We start from the raw sequence: 16437 nt of genomic DNA, 5'->3' as shown, positions 1-16437 counted from the left end.
CATGAGCGCGACAGCGGCAGATCGCAATGTCGATTTCGATATCGCTCGCCTGGACGATTACCTGAAGTCCTGGCTTGGCGGCGCCGCTCGCGCGCAAGTCGAGCGGACCAGCGGCGGCATGTCGAACCCGACCTATTTCGTCACGCGGGGCGACTGGCGCGGGGTGTTGAGGAAGCAGCCGGGGAGTGTCCTCATGCCGTCGGCGCACGCCATCGACCGTGAATATCGGGTGCTGACCGCATTGCGGGACAGTGACGTGAAGACGCCCAAGCCCTACCGTTACTGCGAGGATCGCGAGATCCTCGGTACGCCCTTCTATCTGATGGAGTGGCTGGATGGGCGCGTCTTTCAGGAGTTTGCCCTGAACGGGCTGACCCCAGTTGAACGTACCGAATGTTATCGCTCGATGTGCGCGACGCTGGCCGCGATCCATCGTCTCGATTATCAGAAGCTCGGGCTTGGCGATTTCGGACGGCCAGGAAACTACTTTGCTCGCCAGTTCACGCGTTGGTCGTCGCAATGGCAGCAATTCCGGCGCGGTGACGACGATAATCCGGACCTCGACAAGATCGTCAGGTGGCTGGGAGAGCGCGTTCCGGAGAGCCAGACACTTGCGCTATGCCACGGCGACTTCCGCATCGCCAATGTGATGTTCGACGCAAGGGAGCCGCGCGTCATCGGCGTCCTTGACTGGGAGCTGTCGACGCTGGGTCATCCCCTGGTCGATCTGGCATTCAACAGTCAGGCCTATCAGATGGCGCCCGACGAGAACGGCGGCCTGCTCGGCCTTGCACTCGATGAGCTCGGGATTCCCCCCGAGCAGGACTATCTCGAGCGCTACTATGAATTGTCGGGGGCGCAGGAGCGGCTGGGTCGGTTTCATCAGGTGTTCGCTATGTTCCGCGGAGCCGTCGGCAGCGCCGGCGTGGCCGTACGCGGTGATCAAGGCAACAACGTCTTGCCTGACGCAGCGCGGATTGGGCGCAAGCTTGCGCGTGCCTATGCCAAGCGAGGGGTGGACTTGATCGAGGAGGGCGGCGACCGTGAGTGAGCAAGGCGCCATGAGCGTTGAGGAAGCGATCCGGACGAGGCGCTCGGTCCGGGGATTTCTCCAGCGCGAGGTTCCCGACGATGTCCTCCGCAAGATTTTTGAACTGGCGCAATGGTCGCCGTCGAACTGCAATGTTCAGCCCTGGTCGCCACACGTCGTCTCGGGGCAAACGTTGAAGCGGCTGCGTGAGGCGCTGACGTCGGCAGGGACGCGCGACGAGCCGATCAAGCCGGACTGGCCTGCCGACGGCGTATTCACCGGCATCTATCGCGAGCGTCAGGTCGATGCGGCGAGGACGTTGTACGGGGCCATGGGCATCGAGCGTCACGACGCGGTCGGCCGGAAGATGGCCTATATGCGTAACCACGCCTTCTTTGACGCGCCCCATGCGGTGTTCATCTTCATGTCCGAACCGTTCGATACGCGTGAGGCGACCGATATCGGCATGTATGCGCAGAGCGTGATGCTTTTGCTGACGGCGTACGGAATTGCGTCCTGCGCGCAAGGGGCTCTCGGTCTGTTTCCGGATGTGGTTCGCGACCATCTCGGTGTGCCCTCGAACTTGAAATTGCTCTTTGGAATATCGTTCGGATACGAAGACCCAGACGTGAAAGCGAACACGGCTCGTGTCGGCCGCGCAGAGATCAATGATGTGGTCCAATTCCATCGCTGATGCGGCGAACCCGGTTGGGATCGTCGGAGCCGGCCTCATGGGGTGCGGCATCGCTCAAGCCGTAGCGGCAGCCGGGCGGCAAGTCGTCCTTTGCGCGAGGAGTGCGGATCGGGTGTGGGACACGACAGCGCGCATCCGAACGTCGGTCGAGCGCCAGGTCAGCCGGGGCCGGATGTCGGAGGACAAAAGCCGTCGGATTCTGGACCTGATCGCAATCAGGCCCTTCACGCCGCAAGAGTTGGTCCGATGCGGTCTTGTCATTGAGAGCGTGGCAGAAGATCGGTCCACGAAAGCGGGCGTGCTGCAGCAGATCGAGCAGGCGGTCACAACCGACACGGTCGTGGCGACCAACACGTCGGGGCTCGCGGTGTCGGGTCTTGCTACGGCGCTGCGCTGTCCGGAGCGGTTCCTGGGATTGCACTTCTTCTCGCCCGCCGAACGCATGCCCCTGGTCGAGGTCGTCCGAGGGAAGCGAACCTTGGAGCCTGCCTTGCAGGACGGTCTTGCCTTCGTGAAGGCGATCGGCAAGGTGCCGATCGTCGTCCGCGATGGTCCGTCCTTTTTCGCGACACGCGTCTTCGCCGCTTATCTCGACGAGGCGGTCTGCATGCTGCAGGAGGGCGTCGAAGCCGAACGCATCGAAATGGCCTCGATCGCCGCCGGTCGCGCGATCGGCCCGTTGGCAACTCTGGACGCGACCGGGATCGCGCTGAATTTGCAGCAGGCAAGGCAAGCCCGCGCCGACGGCCAGCAAGCCCGCTTCTGTCGGCCTTTGGCCGAACCGGTGCTCAAAGTTCTGGTCGAGAGCGGGCGATGCGGTCGCGGTCGTGGCGGCGGTTTCTACGATTGGCCGGCAAGCGGCGAACGCAAGCTATGGGCTGGTCTGGCTTCGCTCTACCCGCGAGTGGATGGCCAGCCCGACGCGCGAACTGTGGAACTGCGCCTGCTCGCGGCGGAAGCGCGCGAGGCCATGCGCTGCCTCGAGGAGGGGACCATCTCCAGCGCGGATGACGCCGATACGGCCTCTGTTCTCGGTCTCGGATTTCAAGAATCTTCGGGAGGGATTGCGAGCTGGATCGAGACATTCGGCATCAACGAATTCGTCGAACTATGCGCTCGGTTCGCGGCTGCCCATGGCGAGCGGTTTGCGCCGAGCCCGTGGCTGCGTGAGCTCGCGCTCGGTGGCACCGGATTGTCGAAATATCGAACGACGGAGAGTGAATCGTGACAGGCCCGCTCGAGGGATTTCGTGTCGTTGAAATGGGAGGCATCGGCCCCGCGCCGTTCGCTTGCGCGCTGCTGGGAGATCTTGGAGCCGATGTGTTGCGGATCGATCGCATTCTCAAGCCGGGAAGCGAGCCGGAATTGCCGCCGCAGTTCGATTTCTACAATCGAAGCAAGCGCTCGATCGCGTTGGACGTGAAGAAGCCGGAGGCGGTCGCGACGATCGTAAAGCTGCTGAGGCAGGCGGACATCCTCGTGGAGGGATTTCGTCCGGGCGTGATGGAACGGTTGGGGCTGGGGCCGGACGCCTGCCACGCTGCCAATCCTTCATTGGTCTACGCACGCATGACGGGTTGGGGACAATCCGGACCGCTGGCGAAGGAGGCCGGCCACGACATCAACTACCTTGCTCTTACGGGAGCGCTGCACTGCCTCGGCGACGATGATCGGCCGCCGCCGCCGCCGCTCAACCTAGTGGCCGATCTGGGCGGAGGCGCTCTCTATCTGGTCGTCGGCGTGCTGGCGGCGGCATGGGAAGCGAAGCGATCGGGGCGAGGACAAACGATCGACGTCGCCATGATCGATGGGGTCACCCATCTCATGTCGGCATTCCAGGCCTTTCGCCAACAGGGCACATGGTCGGAGAAGCGTGCCGACAATATCGTAGATGGCGGGGCGCCGTTCTACCGCACCTATGAGACCAAAGACGGAAAGTACGTCGCAGTCGGCGCTATCGAACCGCATTTCTACGCCAATCTCGTCGAGGTCATGGGTCTGGATCAGACGCAGATGCCAGCCCAGAACGATCGATCGGCGTGGCCCATGATGCGCAGCGTGTTTGCGCGCGTCTTCGCGTCGCGGACGAGGGATGAATGGGTCGCGGCAGCCACAGGACGTGACGCCTGCCTTTCTCCGGTACTGACCATGGACGAAGCGCCGTCACACCCGCAGATGATGACGCGCGACGTCTATGCCATGTTCGACGGTGTCCGCCATCCGAGTCCGGCGCCCCGGTTTTCGCGCACCGTATCCGAACTCGCGCGACCGGCACCGCGCCCCGGGGCGGATGACCGCGCGGCCCTGGTGGACTGGGGTATTTCGCCAGGGGATCGTCAGGCTTTGGTGGCCGCCGGCGCGATGGCTGATCCCTGAAACGATGTGGATTTTCGCAATGAAAGGTTCCGCTGGCAGGCCGGTATGCCTGCTCTCCTGTGACTTGGCCGCCGCTTGATTGCGGCGGCCAATTTTCGGAGCAAAACCTGCCGATGCGCTTCGAGCGGAGAACGAACATGGCTGAAAAGCACCTTGGTGCGACCCGCCTCATTCTCGTCAGGCACGGCGAGCCGGACGAGGGGAATCCGCTGGATCCCGGCGATCCTCCCTTGACCGGCGAGGGGGCTTTGCAGGCGCGCCGTGTCGCCGAATTGCTCGCCGGCGATGGTATCGATCGGATCGTGTCGAGCCCGCAGCGGCGGGCGCGTCTGACGGCGGAGCCGCTGGCGGCCCTGATCGATCTGCCGGTCGAAATTGTTGATGGGCTTGCCGAGGTCGACTTGCACACCGACCGTTACCGCTCGCCCGAGACCATCAAGCGCGAGTATCCGGATCGATGGACGGAGTTCCTGGCGTCGCCCGCCGCGTTCTTCGGAAAGGATGAGGCCGAATTCAATGCCACGGTACTTCGCGCATGCGAGCAACTGCTGGCTTCGCGAGCGCGCGTCATCGCGGTCTTCAGCCACGGTACGCCGGTCAAGGTTCTGGTGCAGCACGCCCTCAGGCTCGAGAGTCGGAGCAAGTTGCGGATCGGTCATTGTTCCCTAACGCGCATATCCGGTACGACGCTTGCCGATCTGGCGGTTGAATGCATCAACGACGAATATCGCTAGTGTGGCATCCGCTGGCCACGAGCCGTGCGGCGGAGCAATGTCGCCTGCGTTGAAGCTGTCCCCTCGGAGCCGTCTTTCATGACAATTCGCATGCTCGCAATTACCTGTCTTGCCTTAGCCGTGAGTTCCACGACGATGATTGCGCAAAGCGCCTCCGCGGAGACGTTTCCTTCGCGGCGCGTGACCTTGACGGTGCCGTTTCCGGCCGGCAGCGCGACCGACGGCGTAACCAGGCACCTCGCCGAGAGCATCCAGAACCAGGCCGGCGTGACGGTCCTGGTGGAGAACAAGCCCGGCGCCGACGGCAATCTCGCGGCGCTGTCGGTGCTGAAGGCGGACGCGGACGGCTACAGCGTGTTTGTCACCACGAACTCGACCCATGCAGCCAACGTCAATCTGTTCAATGCGATGCCGTTCGACCCCAAGGCGGATTTTGCGCCGGTTGCGGGCGTCATGAGCATTCCATTGCTGCTCACCGTCAAGAACGACTTCCCGGCGCGAACCGTCGCAGAATTCGTCGCACTCGCAAAGACGCGCGCGCAGCCCTTGTCCTTCGGCAGCGGAAACACATCGAGCAGGGGCGCCGCCGAACTATTTCGCTATGACGCCGGCATCCGGATGCAGCACGTGCCCTATCGCGGCATGCCGCAAGCGCTGACGGATTTGCTGAGCGGTCAGATCGATTGTGTTTTCGCCGACCCAGCCAGTGCCCAAGGGCTGATTCAGGATCACCAGCTTCGGGTGCTCGCCGTCACCAGCGGGGAGAGGATTGCGAGCCTCCCGGATGCGCCCACGATGAAGGAGATCGGACTGCAGAGATCGGAGCTGACCGCCTGGGTCGGCGTGTTCGTGCGGTCGGGGACGCCGCCTGATGTCGTCGATCGACTCAACCGTCTTGTGGTCGCGTTTCTGGAGAGCGCGGAGACACGCGCCTATCTGGAATCGGTTGGCGCCAAGCCGTTCCTGACGACGCCGGCAGAACTCGGCGCGTTCGCCGACGCGGACACCAGGCGATGGGCGCAGATCGTGGAAATCGCGAAGATCGAAAAGAAGTAATTTGGCGAGCGGTCGCGCGTGGAGTGGCCTCACATCGTCAAGCGAGCCGTGCCGCGATCGAGCACGACGAGGTTGCGCTCAACCGCAATCGAGCGAAAGCGAATTTCGTCGCCGGAGGGGAAAAACTCGGTGCGGATTGTCTCGCCCGGGAATACGGGGCGGCTGAAGCGAGCTGAAAGCGATTGGAGCCGCTCCGGAGCGTTGCCGGCAAAAGCGGACAGGATGGCACGGGTCGCGACCCCGAATGTGCAGAGGCCGTGCAGGATGGGCCGTTCGAACCCCGCCTTACGGGCAGCCTCCGGATCGGCGTGAATGGGGTTGTAGTCGCCACTGAGCCGGTAGATCAGCGCCGACTGCGGCAGCGTCGGAATTTCCAGTGTGAGCGCCGGCGGACTGCCCGGCAGCGGCCGGGCGGACTGGCCCGGGTCGCCAAAGCCGCCGCAGCCGCCATCGCCGCGAAGGAACAGCACCGAGCGGACGGTTGCGAGGCGTGTTCCCGTCGCTGCGTCGCTCAGGGTTTTCACGAGGTGAAGAATGGCTCCTTTGTCCACGCCCTTGTCCTCGACCGCGGCAATTTGATAGTCGCTCTTGACGGAGCCTTCGGGAGGAATCGGGTGGTGAATCTCGAAAGTCTGCTCTCCGTGCAGCAGCCTGATCCAGTCAATGGCCAGTTCGGGCGCTGCGACCCAACGGCCAGGATGCGCAAGAACGCAGCAAATCGACGGGACGGCCACGAGCCTGTCTTCGAGCACGAAACGCAATTGATCGGGATCGAGCGCATCGGAGCCGAAGCCGAGACCGAGTGCGTACAGGATCGTGTCGCGGCGGCTGAAGTCTTGGGAGACGGAGTTGAAGCGGAAATTGCGGACGGCTTCCAAGTTCACGTGATGCTCCGGATTGCGCAGGTTGGCAGTTGCTTCCAAGAAAAGCTCCTTATAGTACGATAGTGTACTGAATAAGATGGCTGATGTATGTGCGCTGCGGATGGGAGCAATGTCATGCGAGGTCTCGATCAACGGTCGGCGCCGGGCGCACTGTCATGGGACGCGACCGTCGGAACGAAAGCCCGAACCTTCGGACGAAATCTCCTACCTGCCGTCTGCATCGCGATTGCCACGATCGTTTCCTGCGGGTGGGTCTTGGCTGCTGACAAGAGATATGGACCCGGCGTCAGCGACACCGAGATCAAGATCGGAAACACGTCGCCCTACAGTGGACCGGCGTCTGCCTTCAGCATGGTCGCCAAGACGGAGGCGGCCTATTTCAGGAAAATCAATGAGGAGGGTGGTATCAACGGCCGCAAGATCACGTTTCTGTCGTATGACGACGGCTACTCGCCGCCCAAGACCGTCGAGCAGACGCGCCGGCTGGTCGAGAGCGACGAGGTGCTGTTGGTGTTCAACGCCATGGGAACGGCAACGAACTCCGCCGCTCAGAAGTACCTTAACGCGAAGAAAGTGCCGCAACTGTTCGTGTCGAGCGGAGCTGCGAAGTGGAACGATCCCAGGAATTTCCCGTGGACGATCGGATTCACGCCCAGCTACGAGACCGAGGCGGAATTCTACGCGAAGTATCTTCTGGAACATCGGCCCGAGGCAAGGATCGCGATCCTGTTTCAGAACGATGATCTCGGCAGGGACTACGTTCGGGGACTGAAGCGAGGGCTAGGCCTGAAAGCGCAATCGATGATCGTCACTGAAGAGCCATTCGACGTATCGGAGCCGACCATTGACTCTCATCTCGTCAAGCTGAAGGCGACTGGCGCCGACGTGCTGCTCGACGTCGCAACGCCGAAGTTCGCCGCCCAAGTCCTCAAGCGGATGGCGGAAATCGGCTGGCGGCCGTTGCACATTCTGAGCTACGTATCGGCCTCAATCGGGAGCGTGATCAAGCCAGCGGGCATCGAGACCGCTCAGGGCGCGATTTCCGCGGCATATTTCAAGGATCCGAACGACCCAGCATGGAAAGCCGACGCCGGGTTTGTCGCATTCAGTGAATTCGTCGACCAGTATCTTCCTGCCGCGGACCGCAGCGATACGTTGATCGTAAACGGCTACAATACGGCACAGGCACTGGTTCATGTGCTGAAGCAGTGCGGCGATGATATCTCGCGAGAGAACGTCATGAGAGTTGCGGCAAATCTCAAGGATGTCGAGCTGGGAATGCTGTTGCCCGGAATTCGCCTCCATACGTCGCCGGACGACTTCGCTCCCATCAAGGACTGGCGGTTGATGCGGTTCGAAGGATCGACATGGCATCTTCTCGATGCCGACAGTCATAACCCACGCTAGGCCGGCGCCGGGCTCGGGGGGGGACTAGGCGGTGCGCCGCCGCCGTCGCGGCTTCGGCTTGGTGACCGGCTCCTCCTTTGTTCCGTTGGACGCGTTGACGTCAGACAAGGCGAGCAGGTTGCGCTTCATGGCCAGCAGGGCGTGGGAGGCGGCTTCCAGTTCCTTGCGGTCGATGCCTTTGGCAATGCTGGCGTTGAACTTGTCGGTCTCCTTGCGGATTCGTTCGAGGAAGCCCTTGGCTTGCTTGGTCACGAAGACGCGCTTGACACGCCGGTCGACCGGATCGGGGTGACGGACCACAAATCCCGACGATTCCAAGCGGTCGATCAGGGCACCCACCGCAACCTTGCCGACATCGAGCTCGTTGGCCAACTGGACCTGGGGCAGGCCGTCCTTGCGGGAAATGAACGCCAGCACCCACCATTGCGAACGGGTAATGCCGAGCGGCGCAAGGGCGCGATCGAACATCATCCTCCTCAGTCGCGACACGTCATGAATGAGGTATCCGAGTCGCAGATCCCAGGCCGGCTGATCAACCATCCAGTGTCCCTTGGAGCAGGCCCGATGGGACCGCTGAGCTCATACCATACACTAGCGTATTTCAACGGGCGATCAAGAAACGGCCCCTCAGCCCTCCGGGGCCAGGCTGGAGGGTATAGCGATGCGCACGCTACCCTTTAGTTAAGCTCTTTGGGCGAATAGCCGAGGATATGGCGGGCAATGATTAGCCGCTGGATTTCCCCGGTCCCCTCGTAGATGTCGAAGATCCGCGCATCGCGGAACAGCTTTTCCAGGGGACCGGCGGCGGAGAGACCCGCGGCGCCGAGGACGTCGATGCAGGCCTGGGTGACGCGGCGTGCCAACATCCCGCCCATGGCTTTGGCCATGGACGAGTCGACCTTGCCCGGCCCCTCTCGCTGCTCGATCCACTTGGCACGGACCACGGTAAGCCAGGTTGCTTCCCATTCGGCTTCCAGAGACAGGAGGCGGGCGGCCGCCATCGGCTGCGTCGCCAGCCGCGCATTATAGTCGGGCTTGACGCCGGCGTTGCCAAGCTGGATCCAGGTGTAGTCGAGCGCCGCCCGCGAAACGCCCAGAGCGTAAGCCGCGACGACCGGACGGGATTCGCTGAACGATTGGAGCGTCTTCTTCAGGTCGCCGTCGACATGATTGAAGGCCGGAACCGGGCAATCGACGAAGGAAAGCGCCGCGGTATCTTCCCAACGGATGCCCATCTTTCGGATCTGAGGGCCGACGTTGAATCCCGGTGTGCCTTTTTCGACGATGAAGGTGGACAGGCGCTGCGGCTGATCCGGATGCAGCACGCGCGCGAGGACGAGGACCGCGTCGCATCCTTCAGCGTAGGTAATGAAAATCTTCTCGCCGTTGATGATCCAGTTGCGGCTGACCGGATCGAACCGCGCCGTGGTCCTCACCGAAGCCGGATCGGAACCGCCAACCGGCTCGGTCAACCCGATCGCGATGGTGCGGTCGTGCCAACGGTCATATTGCTCGGCCGTTCCGGCGATCTTCAGCACGGTGTTACCGAGCGAATATCTGTGCTCGCGCAGTGGAACGCCACCATACCAATCTTCGAGGTACAGGAGCGCGTTGATGATCTTGTGCCCACTGGTTTCATGGACAAAGGCCTCGAGCAGAGCTCGCACGTCGGGGCATCCATCCGCCTCGGGATAGGCGTGCGGCAGAAGGCTGTCCTCGGCGTCCTCGAAATCGCGGGCATATTTGGCCGCCAACTTTGCCTGACGACGTGCCTCTTCGATCAATTGGCGGTCGCGCTCGGTGAACTCAAAGCTGATCATGAGGGGTCTCTCCGAATTCCGCCAGTCATGCGCCGACCAGGCCATCGAGAACCGACAGGGCGCGGGCGTTGCGGTACCACATCTCCAGCGGAAGGTCGCGGACGAAGCCGTGGCCGCCAAACACCTGCACGCCCTCATCGGCGATGCGCATGGTGGCATCGCTCGCATAGAGCTGCGCCAGGCGTGCGCTGCGCGGCGCCTCGGGGCTTCTGTCCAGTTCGGCTGCCGCCTTCAGTCCCATCCAGCGCATCGCATCGATCGCGACATGCATGTCCGCCAGCTTGAATGCGATGGCCTGCTTGCGGGCGATGGCCTCGCCGTGGACGATGCGGGTCTTGGTGTAGGGAAGAGCGAAGTCGAACACAGCGCGTGACAGTCCTGAAAGCATCGCGCAGAGGGCGATCCGGGCCGCGTCGCGGATACGCTGGACATTGGCGCCGGCAGACTCGCCGAGACGCATGGATGCGGGAACCGTGACGCCGTTGAATGCGACCGATGCCCAATCGAGGCCGCGCAGCCCAAGCGTGCCATGGATTTTCGAGACGCGCACGCCGTCCGTATCGACCGGGACAATGAGCGCCTCGTCGCGGCCATCGCACTTGACCAGCGTTAGCAGGTGAGTGCCGGGCTTTGCGAGCAGCACCATTGTCGCACCGCCTCGCAGCCGAAATCCATCGGCTGTTCGCGTGACGCTGGCCTTTGCCGCCGTGTCGTCGGGCAAGGGGCCGTCGAACTCGACCACCGCAGCGAACCGCGGGACGTCCGAGACGAACGGCGGGAGCAATTCTTCGCGCTGCCGATCGGATCCTTGCTCGGCGACGGCCTTGGCGAAGCCGACGGACGCGGCAATGGCGGTCGCCACGGTTGCGTCTCCGGCCGCGAGTTCTTCGAGGACGAGCGCGTTCAGGACGGTCGGCTGCTCCATTGTCCGAAACGCGGGGTCGGCAACCGCCTGTACGATGCCCAGCGCCCAGGCCTCCTTGAGTGTGGAGGAAGGAATTTGCGCGGCTTCATCCGCGGCGCGGGCAGCTGGCGCGAGCGTGGATCGCGCCAGGCCGGAGGCGGCCGAGCGGGCGATCTCCTGTTCCTCGCTCAGTTCGAACGAAATCACCTGCAACTCCTCATGAGCCTGTTGATGCTATCGGCGTCGCGAGTGCGTGGTGACCGCTCTCGTTGATGCTGATGATGCCGATGCCTCCGTCGCTGCGCAGGCGGAGGCGGGTGACCGAGCCGTAACCTGGAAGGAAATGCACGAAGCCGTTCAATGCGAGTGCCTGCGAGAGCACGACGTTGATGGGCATGCCGTGAGTGAAGATCGCAACCTTCTGTGTTGCGTGGCCTTCGGCGGCGATGGTCTTGAGGGCACCGAGGACCTCGGCCTGGAAACGATTGGGATCTCCTCCGAGGTAGCGGATCGGGTCTGTCAGGAAGCGCTTCCATTCTTCCTGCCCCAGACCGCGCAGCGTTTCGGTGGAGCGATATCGCGCACCGAACCGGTCAGCCTCGGCCCAGCCGTCGACGACGTCGATTCCCCTGCCGATGCGTTGCGCCAGCGGCTCCGCCGTTTGCCGAGCGCGCCGCAACGGGCTCGCGACGATGCGGTCGATGGTTTCTAAACTGAGAAGGTCGGCGATGGCGCCCGCTTGCCGCCGTCCGTCGTTGTTCAAGGGCGGATCGCCGGGGTTCGCGGAATCGTTCTCGTCCGGCCGGCCGTGGCGCACAAGAATGATTTTCATGGTCCGTCCCAGATGCGCTTCTCCGGCAGCAACCCGCGAGCGGCAGGTTGGACCGTCATTCTTTTGGAACATGGTACAGTAGTGAACTAATGTGTCAAGCGAGCAGAGCTGCGCCACCGCTTCCGATGCCTCGCCGATTATCTTCATATTTTCGAGAGCCATGGCCCGGCGACAGAACCTCTGCGGCACACCTTTGCGAACATCACATGCGTGCGCTTCCTGATGTGAGATTTACAGATCAAGTACGCCAGCGTATCAATTGGACGGCGCGGATCATTGAGGACATGTCCATGTCGAAACCTCTCGCAGGGATCAAGGTGCTGGATTTCTCCAAGGTGCTGGCGGGCCCACTATGCAGCCAGTATCTCGGCGACCTTGGGGCGGATGTCATCAAGGTCGAAATGAAGGGGCAGGGCGACGAAACCCGGGGATGGCCGCCATTTCCTGCGCCAGGCTTCGGAACGGTGTTTCTCAGCGCGAACCGCAACAAGCGCAGCATCGCCATCGATCTCAAGACCGACCGCGGTCGGGAAATCGCGCATGAATTGGCGAGGACGGCTGATGTGGCGATCGAGAGCTTCGGCTCGGGCGTTGCCGAGCGTCTCGGAATCGATGCTGCGACACTGCGTCCGCTGAATGAGCGACTGATCCATTGCAGCATCTCGGGCTTCGGCCGAAGTGGCCCTTTGAAGAATGCGCCCGGCTATGATGTGATCCTTCAGGCCTTTTGCGGCATCATGGCGATGACGGGCGACGAGGGCGGAGGGTATATCCGCAGCCCGATCTCGCCGATCGACCAGATGACCGGTGTGCATGCATTCAGCGGGATTCTCGGGCTGCTCTATGCACGGGAGAAGACCGGGCAAGGCGGAGCGGTTCAGGTGTCGCTGTTCGAGACCGCGATGGGGCTGCTTGGCTATAACCTGCAGACCTTTTGGGAGCGCGGGGTCCAGCCGGCAAAATGCGGTTCGAGCCACGAGTCGCTGTGCCCTTATCAAGCCTTCGAAACCGGCGACGGGCCGATCATGATCGGCGTGGCGAACGACAATCTGTGGCGGAAGTTCTGCGGCGTTGTGGGGCTCACGGAGATCGTGGACGATCCGCGTTTCCGGACCAATGCCGATCGGGTTCAAAACAGGGCAGAGACGCTCCGCCGGGTGCAGAAGGCGCTGATGTCGCGCTCTGCCGTGGCGTGGAACGAGGGGCTGGCGGCGGCCGGCGTGCCCTGTTCGCCGATCAACTCGCTCGCCCAAATGCTGAGCCATCCGCATACCGACGCCAGTGGGATCATCGTCGAATATGATCATGCCGCGGCTGGGCATCTGAAGGGCGTGGCACACCCTGTCCGCATCAACGGCCAGGCGCGGACGGCGGGAAGGCCGCCGCCTGAGCTCGGCCAGCATACGGACGAAGTGCTGTCCGAACTCGGCATGTCGTCGGAGCGGATCGAGTCGTTGCGCGGCGCCGGCATCATCGGATGAGGTATGCGCGTAGAAGGACGAGAGAGGGAGGATATCGATGAGCGAGCCAACGGCGAACAATTTCACCACGATCATGATCGAGGAGCGGCCCGGGATCGACATCGTGTCGTTGAACCGGCCGGATGCGCTGAATGCGGTGACGCCGGCGATGGCCGCGGAGCTAACCACCTACTTTTCTTCAGTGCACGACAAGCTCAGGACACGTGTGGTGATCCTTCGTGCCAATGGCCGCGCATTTTGCGCCGGCGCGGAGCTTGGTTCAGAGGCCTTCGCCAAGCCTGGAGAGGGGCGGCCGCAGCGCCAGCTGCAAATGCAGCAGCAATACTCCGGTATCATTCGGCTGATGAGGAGCTGTCCTCAACCCATCGTCGCACTGGTTCAGGGGGCGGCGTGTGGGGCCGGCTTTTCCCTGGCGCTCGCCGCCGATGTCCGCTTTGCCTCGCCGCACGCTCGGATGAATGCCGCCTATATCCGCGTCGGCGTCGGCGGCTGCGACATGGGGTCGGGCTATCTGCTGCCGCGATTGATCGGATTGTCCGTGGCTTCGGAGCTGCTGCTGAGCGGCCGATTCATCGAGGCCGAAAGAGCCAAGGCGGTTGGATTGGTCAGCGACGTCGTGCCGGCCGATCAACTGCTGGCCACGGGCTTGGCCTATGCCGGCGACCTGCTGCGGACAGCGCCGATGGGCTTGCGCATGACAAAGCAGACGCTCAACGCGCTGATCGACGCGCCGGGCCTGGAGGCCGCGCTCGCGATGGAAGACCGTCAGCAGGTCATGCTGCTCGAAACGGCCGACCACCGCGAAGCCCTGGCGGCGTTCCGGGAAAAGCGCGAGCCGAGCTATAGCGATCTCTAGGACGGGAAGCGAGCTTCGTGCTTCGCGCCCGCTGACGACGCTTGAGGCGTTGGATCAGCGGTCCTTGATCGATCGTCAGGACGCGGAGGATTCGCGTTGGCCGAAAGCAGCAGGGCCGCCCAGATAGGCGGGATAACCGAGCTCGCGTACGACGGCGTAGTCCGCCATGCGAAGCTGCTCTGCGGTCAAATTGAATGTCAGCGGGAGGACCGCCTGGCTCAGGCGCTGCATCAGCGCCAGCGCGGGCTGACGCCGAGGATCCGGATCTGATTGGTTCAGCCAATAGCCAGCGCCCGCGTTGCGGCGAAGCGCCGGAACACTTGGCAAACCGGGCCGCGTGAAACCGAGCGTCGCGAGGAGTTCGTCGCTGGGGCCTGCCTCCTCAAGCACCGATTTCGTCGTGGTGACGAAATCTGCGATGAAGGCAGGTCGTTCGCCGGACTTTGCCATCCGATCATGATCGGTTCGACCGAGGAAAAGGGTCTGGATCATGTTGCGAGCTTCGGCCCGTTGGATCAGATGGGAGAAGATCGCCATTTCGCTGCGAATGGCGCCATCAAAGCATTGCGGCAGGCCGAACTCGACGCAATCGAGGATCGCAAGGGGGGCTGGATAGTGCCCGAGCGTTTCCGCAAGCACGCGCTCGCGGACGGGGCCGAGAAGCTTGCTCACCTCGAGCGGCGACGGATCCTTCCAATCCGCGCGATCCCACGGTTGCTGAGCGGTCGGCGTCGAGAGCAGCCACGATTCCGCGGCCGCCACTTCTTCGCCAGGGGCGACGAGCGCGTCGACCAGCCCACCTTCCAGAGCTGCAGCGCCTGAGAGCCTTGCGCCCTCCAGAAGCACCGGGAGAGCGCGTTCGACGCCGATCAGCCGTGGCAGGCGCTGAGTACCGCCTCCGCCCGGCAACAGGCCGACCAGGGATTCAGGCAGGCCGAGCACGGCTCGCGGATCGTTGGTCAGCACGCGGTAGTGCGTACCGAGCGCAAGTTCGTAGCCACCGCCGAGGGCGAGCCCCGCGATTGCGGACGCGACGGGCCTGCCACAGCTTTCCAAGGCGCGGATGGCCAGGCTCAGGCGGAAGAAATGATCGTAAGCGGCATTGAACCGAGCGTGAGCAGGCTTCGCCATGATCATGTCGTAGGCGACACCGAGCTCGGTGAGATCGGCGCCGGCGCAGAATGCGCTGCTCTTGCCGGATCGAACGACGACGCCTCGTACGTCGCTCTGCGCGAGCCAGCGGGCGAATGCGCCGAGCTCGACGATGGCGGCTTCCGAAAATACGTTCATCGTGCGGCGGGGCGCGTCGAATATGAAGTGAGCGAGGCCGTTGTTTTTCAATTCGAGCCGGAACTGCTCGAGCTTGGGCGGAGCCAGCGTCATGGAGTATTCCCTTGTCTTCTTGAGGGGAGCGAGGCGTACGGGGCGATCAAAATCCGACCCGGTGGCCACCCTTGAGCGAGAGGATCTCCCGAGCCTCGTCGGCGGTCGCCGCTTCCAGGCCAAGGCCTTCGATGATCTTGCGAACCTGACGCACCTGCGCCGCATTCGAGGTCGCGAGCTGACCGGCGCCGACCCACAAGCTGTCTTCGAGGCCGATACGGACGTGCCCGCCCATGGACGCAGCCATGGCCGCCACCGACATCTGATTGCGACCTGCGCCAAGCACGGACCAGCGGTAGGAGTTTCCGAACAGGCGATCGGCCGTACGCTTCATGTGCATGACGTCGTCGGGATGCGCGCCGATGCCACCGAGCAGGCCGAAGCAGGTCTGGATGAACAAGGGCGCCTGAACCAGCCCCTCGGTGAAAAAGTAATATAGATTGTAGAGATGGCTGGTGTCGTAGCACTCGAACTCGTAGCGCGCGCCGGTCGCGTTCAACGTTTCAAGCGCATAGCGGATGTCCTTGAAGCTGTTTCGGAAGACCAGATCGTGGGAGCCTTCGAGCATGGCCGGCTCCCAGTCGTGCTTGAACTCCTTGTAGCGCTTCAGCATCGGGAAGAGCCCGAAATTCATCGAGCCCATATTCAAAGAAGCAACCTCAGGCCGCCACTTGGCCGCGGGACGAACGCGTTCCTCGACGGTCATGTACGGCGAGCCGCCCGTCGTGAGGTTCACGACCACGTTCGACGACTGCTTGATGACTCGCAGAAACGGCTCGAACGCTTCGGGGCTCTGATCTGGCCGGCCGTCCTCGGGATTGCGGGCATGCAGATGGACGATGGCGGCGCCGGCGTCGGCCGCCTCGAGGGCTGAGCTCGCGATCTGTTCTGCGGTCACCGGCAGATGCGGCGACATCGACGGCGTATGGATGGAGCCGGTGATGGCGCAACTGATGATGACTTTGTTCTTCGCCATGATG

The 16437-nt window shown here is 63.0% G+C and carries 16 protein-coding genes; 9 read left to right on the top strand and 7 right to left on the bottom strand.

From position 1 onward, the window contains the following. Position 1 precedes the first annotated feature (1 nt). The 6 genes from AC1RQP_RS17680 (at position 2) to AC1RQP_RS17655 (ending at position 5890) form a co-directional block, all read left to right on the top strand. Positions 2-1051: a phosphotransferase family protein gene (locus AC1RQP_RS17680; RefSeq protein ID WP_492937912.1), complete on the top strand. Its 1050-nt coding sequence runs from the start codon at positions 2-4 to the stop codon at positions 1049-1051. 10 nt (positions 1052-1061) lie between these two features. Further along, positions 1062-1724: a nitroreductase gene (locus AC1RQP_RS17675; protein WP_492937911.1), complete on the top strand. Its 663-nt coding sequence runs from the start codon at positions 1062-1064 to the stop codon at positions 1722-1724. Continuing rightward, a complete protein-coding gene (locus AC1RQP_RS17670; protein ID WP_492937910.1) occupies positions 1699-2952 on the top strand; it encodes a 3-hydroxyacyl-CoA dehydrogenase in 1254 nt (417 codons plus the stop codon). The genes AC1RQP_RS17675 and AC1RQP_RS17670 overlap by 26 nt, the downstream gene beginning before the upstream one ends. Next, positions 2949-4100, top strand: a complete 1152-nt coding sequence (locus tag AC1RQP_RS17665) for a CaiB/BaiF CoA transferase family protein (protein WP_492937909.1) — start codon at positions 2949-2951, stop codon at positions 4098-4100. Before AC1RQP_RS17670 ends, AC1RQP_RS17665 begins: the two co-directional genes overlap by 4 nt. A 113-nt stretch (positions 4101-4213) precedes the next feature. After that, positions 4214-4834 carry a histidine phosphatase family protein gene (locus tag AC1RQP_RS17660; protein ID WP_492937908.1) on the top strand — a complete coding sequence of 207 codons (621 nt, stop codon included), beginning with the start codon at positions 4214-4216 and terminating at the stop codon, positions 4832-4834. A gap of 135 nt (positions 4835-4969) precedes the next feature. Then, complete coding sequence (locus AC1RQP_RS17655; RefSeq protein WP_492937907.1) at positions 4970-5890, top strand: Bug family tripartite tricarboxylate transporter substrate binding protein; 921 nt, start codon at positions 4970-4972, stop codon at positions 5888-5890. A 29-nt stretch (positions 5891-5919) separates the two neighbouring features. Here the strand turns inward: AC1RQP_RS17655 and AC1RQP_RS17650 are convergent, their stop codons facing one another. After that, positions 5920-6813: a MaoC/PaaZ C-terminal domain-containing protein gene (locus AC1RQP_RS17650; RefSeq protein WP_492937906.1), complete on the bottom strand. Its 894-nt coding sequence runs from the start codon at positions 6811-6813 to the stop codon at positions 5920-5922. Positions 6814-7029: 216 nt separating this feature from the next. On the opposite strand from AC1RQP_RS17650, the gene AC1RQP_RS17645 reads away from it, so the two are divergent. Then, complete coding sequence (locus tag AC1RQP_RS17645) at positions 7030-8181, top strand: ABC transporter substrate-binding protein (RefSeq protein WP_492937905.1); 1152 nt, start codon at positions 7030-7032, stop codon at positions 8179-8181. A gap of 24 nt (positions 8182-8205) precedes the next feature. Here the strand turns inward: AC1RQP_RS17645 and AC1RQP_RS17640 are convergent, their stop codons facing one another. From AC1RQP_RS17640 to AC1RQP_RS17625, 4 genes are all read right to left on the bottom strand, one after another. After that, positions 8206-8598, bottom strand: coding sequence for a MarR family winged helix-turn-helix transcriptional regulator (locus tag AC1RQP_RS17640; protein ID WP_492937904.1), 393 nt, complete (start codon positions 8596-8598; stop codon positions 8206-8208). Positions 8599-8858: 260 nt separating this feature from the next. Continuing rightward, positions 8859-10001, bottom strand: coding sequence for an acyl-CoA dehydrogenase family protein (locus AC1RQP_RS17635; RefSeq protein WP_492937903.1), 1143 nt, complete (start codon positions 9999-10001; stop codon positions 8859-8861). Positions 10002-10026: 25 nt separating this feature from the next. After that, positions 10027-11112: an acyl-CoA dehydrogenase family protein gene (locus tag AC1RQP_RS17630; protein ID WP_492937902.1), complete on the bottom strand. Its 1086-nt coding sequence runs from the start codon at positions 11110-11112 to the stop codon at positions 10027-10029. A 10-nt stretch (positions 11113-11122) separates the two neighbouring features. After that, on the bottom strand, positions 11123-11809 hold the full coding sequence (locus AC1RQP_RS17625; protein ID WP_492937901.1) for a histidine phosphatase family protein: 687 nt from the start codon (positions 11807-11809) through the stop codon (positions 11123-11125). Here AC1RQP_RS17625 and AC1RQP_RS17620 point away from each other — a divergent pair. Further along, positions 11785-13218 (top strand): CaiB/BaiF CoA transferase family protein, encoded by a 1434-nt coding sequence (locus tag AC1RQP_RS17620; RefSeq protein ID WP_492937900.1) that lies wholly within the window; start codon positions 11785-11787, stop codon positions 13216-13218. The genes AC1RQP_RS17625 and AC1RQP_RS17620 overlap by 25 nt on opposite strands. A gap of 73 nt (positions 13219-13291) precedes the next feature. After that, positions 13292-14074 (top strand): enoyl-CoA hydratase/isomerase family protein, encoded by a 783-nt coding sequence (locus tag AC1RQP_RS17615; RefSeq protein WP_492937899.1) that lies wholly within the window; start codon positions 13292-13294, stop codon positions 14072-14074. A gap of 75 nt (positions 14075-14149) precedes the next feature. Here the strand turns inward: AC1RQP_RS17615 and AC1RQP_RS17610 are convergent, their stop codons facing one another. Then, positions 14150-15364, bottom strand: coding sequence for an enoyl-CoA hydratase-related protein (locus AC1RQP_RS17610; RefSeq protein ID WP_492938416.1), 1215 nt, complete (start codon positions 15362-15364; stop codon positions 14150-14152). 139 nt (positions 15365-15503) lie between these two features. Then, a complete protein-coding gene (gene kce, locus AC1RQP_RS17605; RefSeq protein WP_492937898.1) occupies positions 15504-16433 on the bottom strand; it encodes a 3,5-dioxohexanoate:acetyl-CoA acetone transferase in 930 nt (309 codons plus the stop codon). Between the last annotated feature and the right edge of the window lie 4 nt (positions 16434-16437).

Source organism: Bradyrhizobium sp. GW821-FHT13H06, from assembly GCF_058803975.1.
Note: the sequence above shows the minus strand (reverse complement) of the source record. Positions and strands in the feature narration are given on the sequence as shown.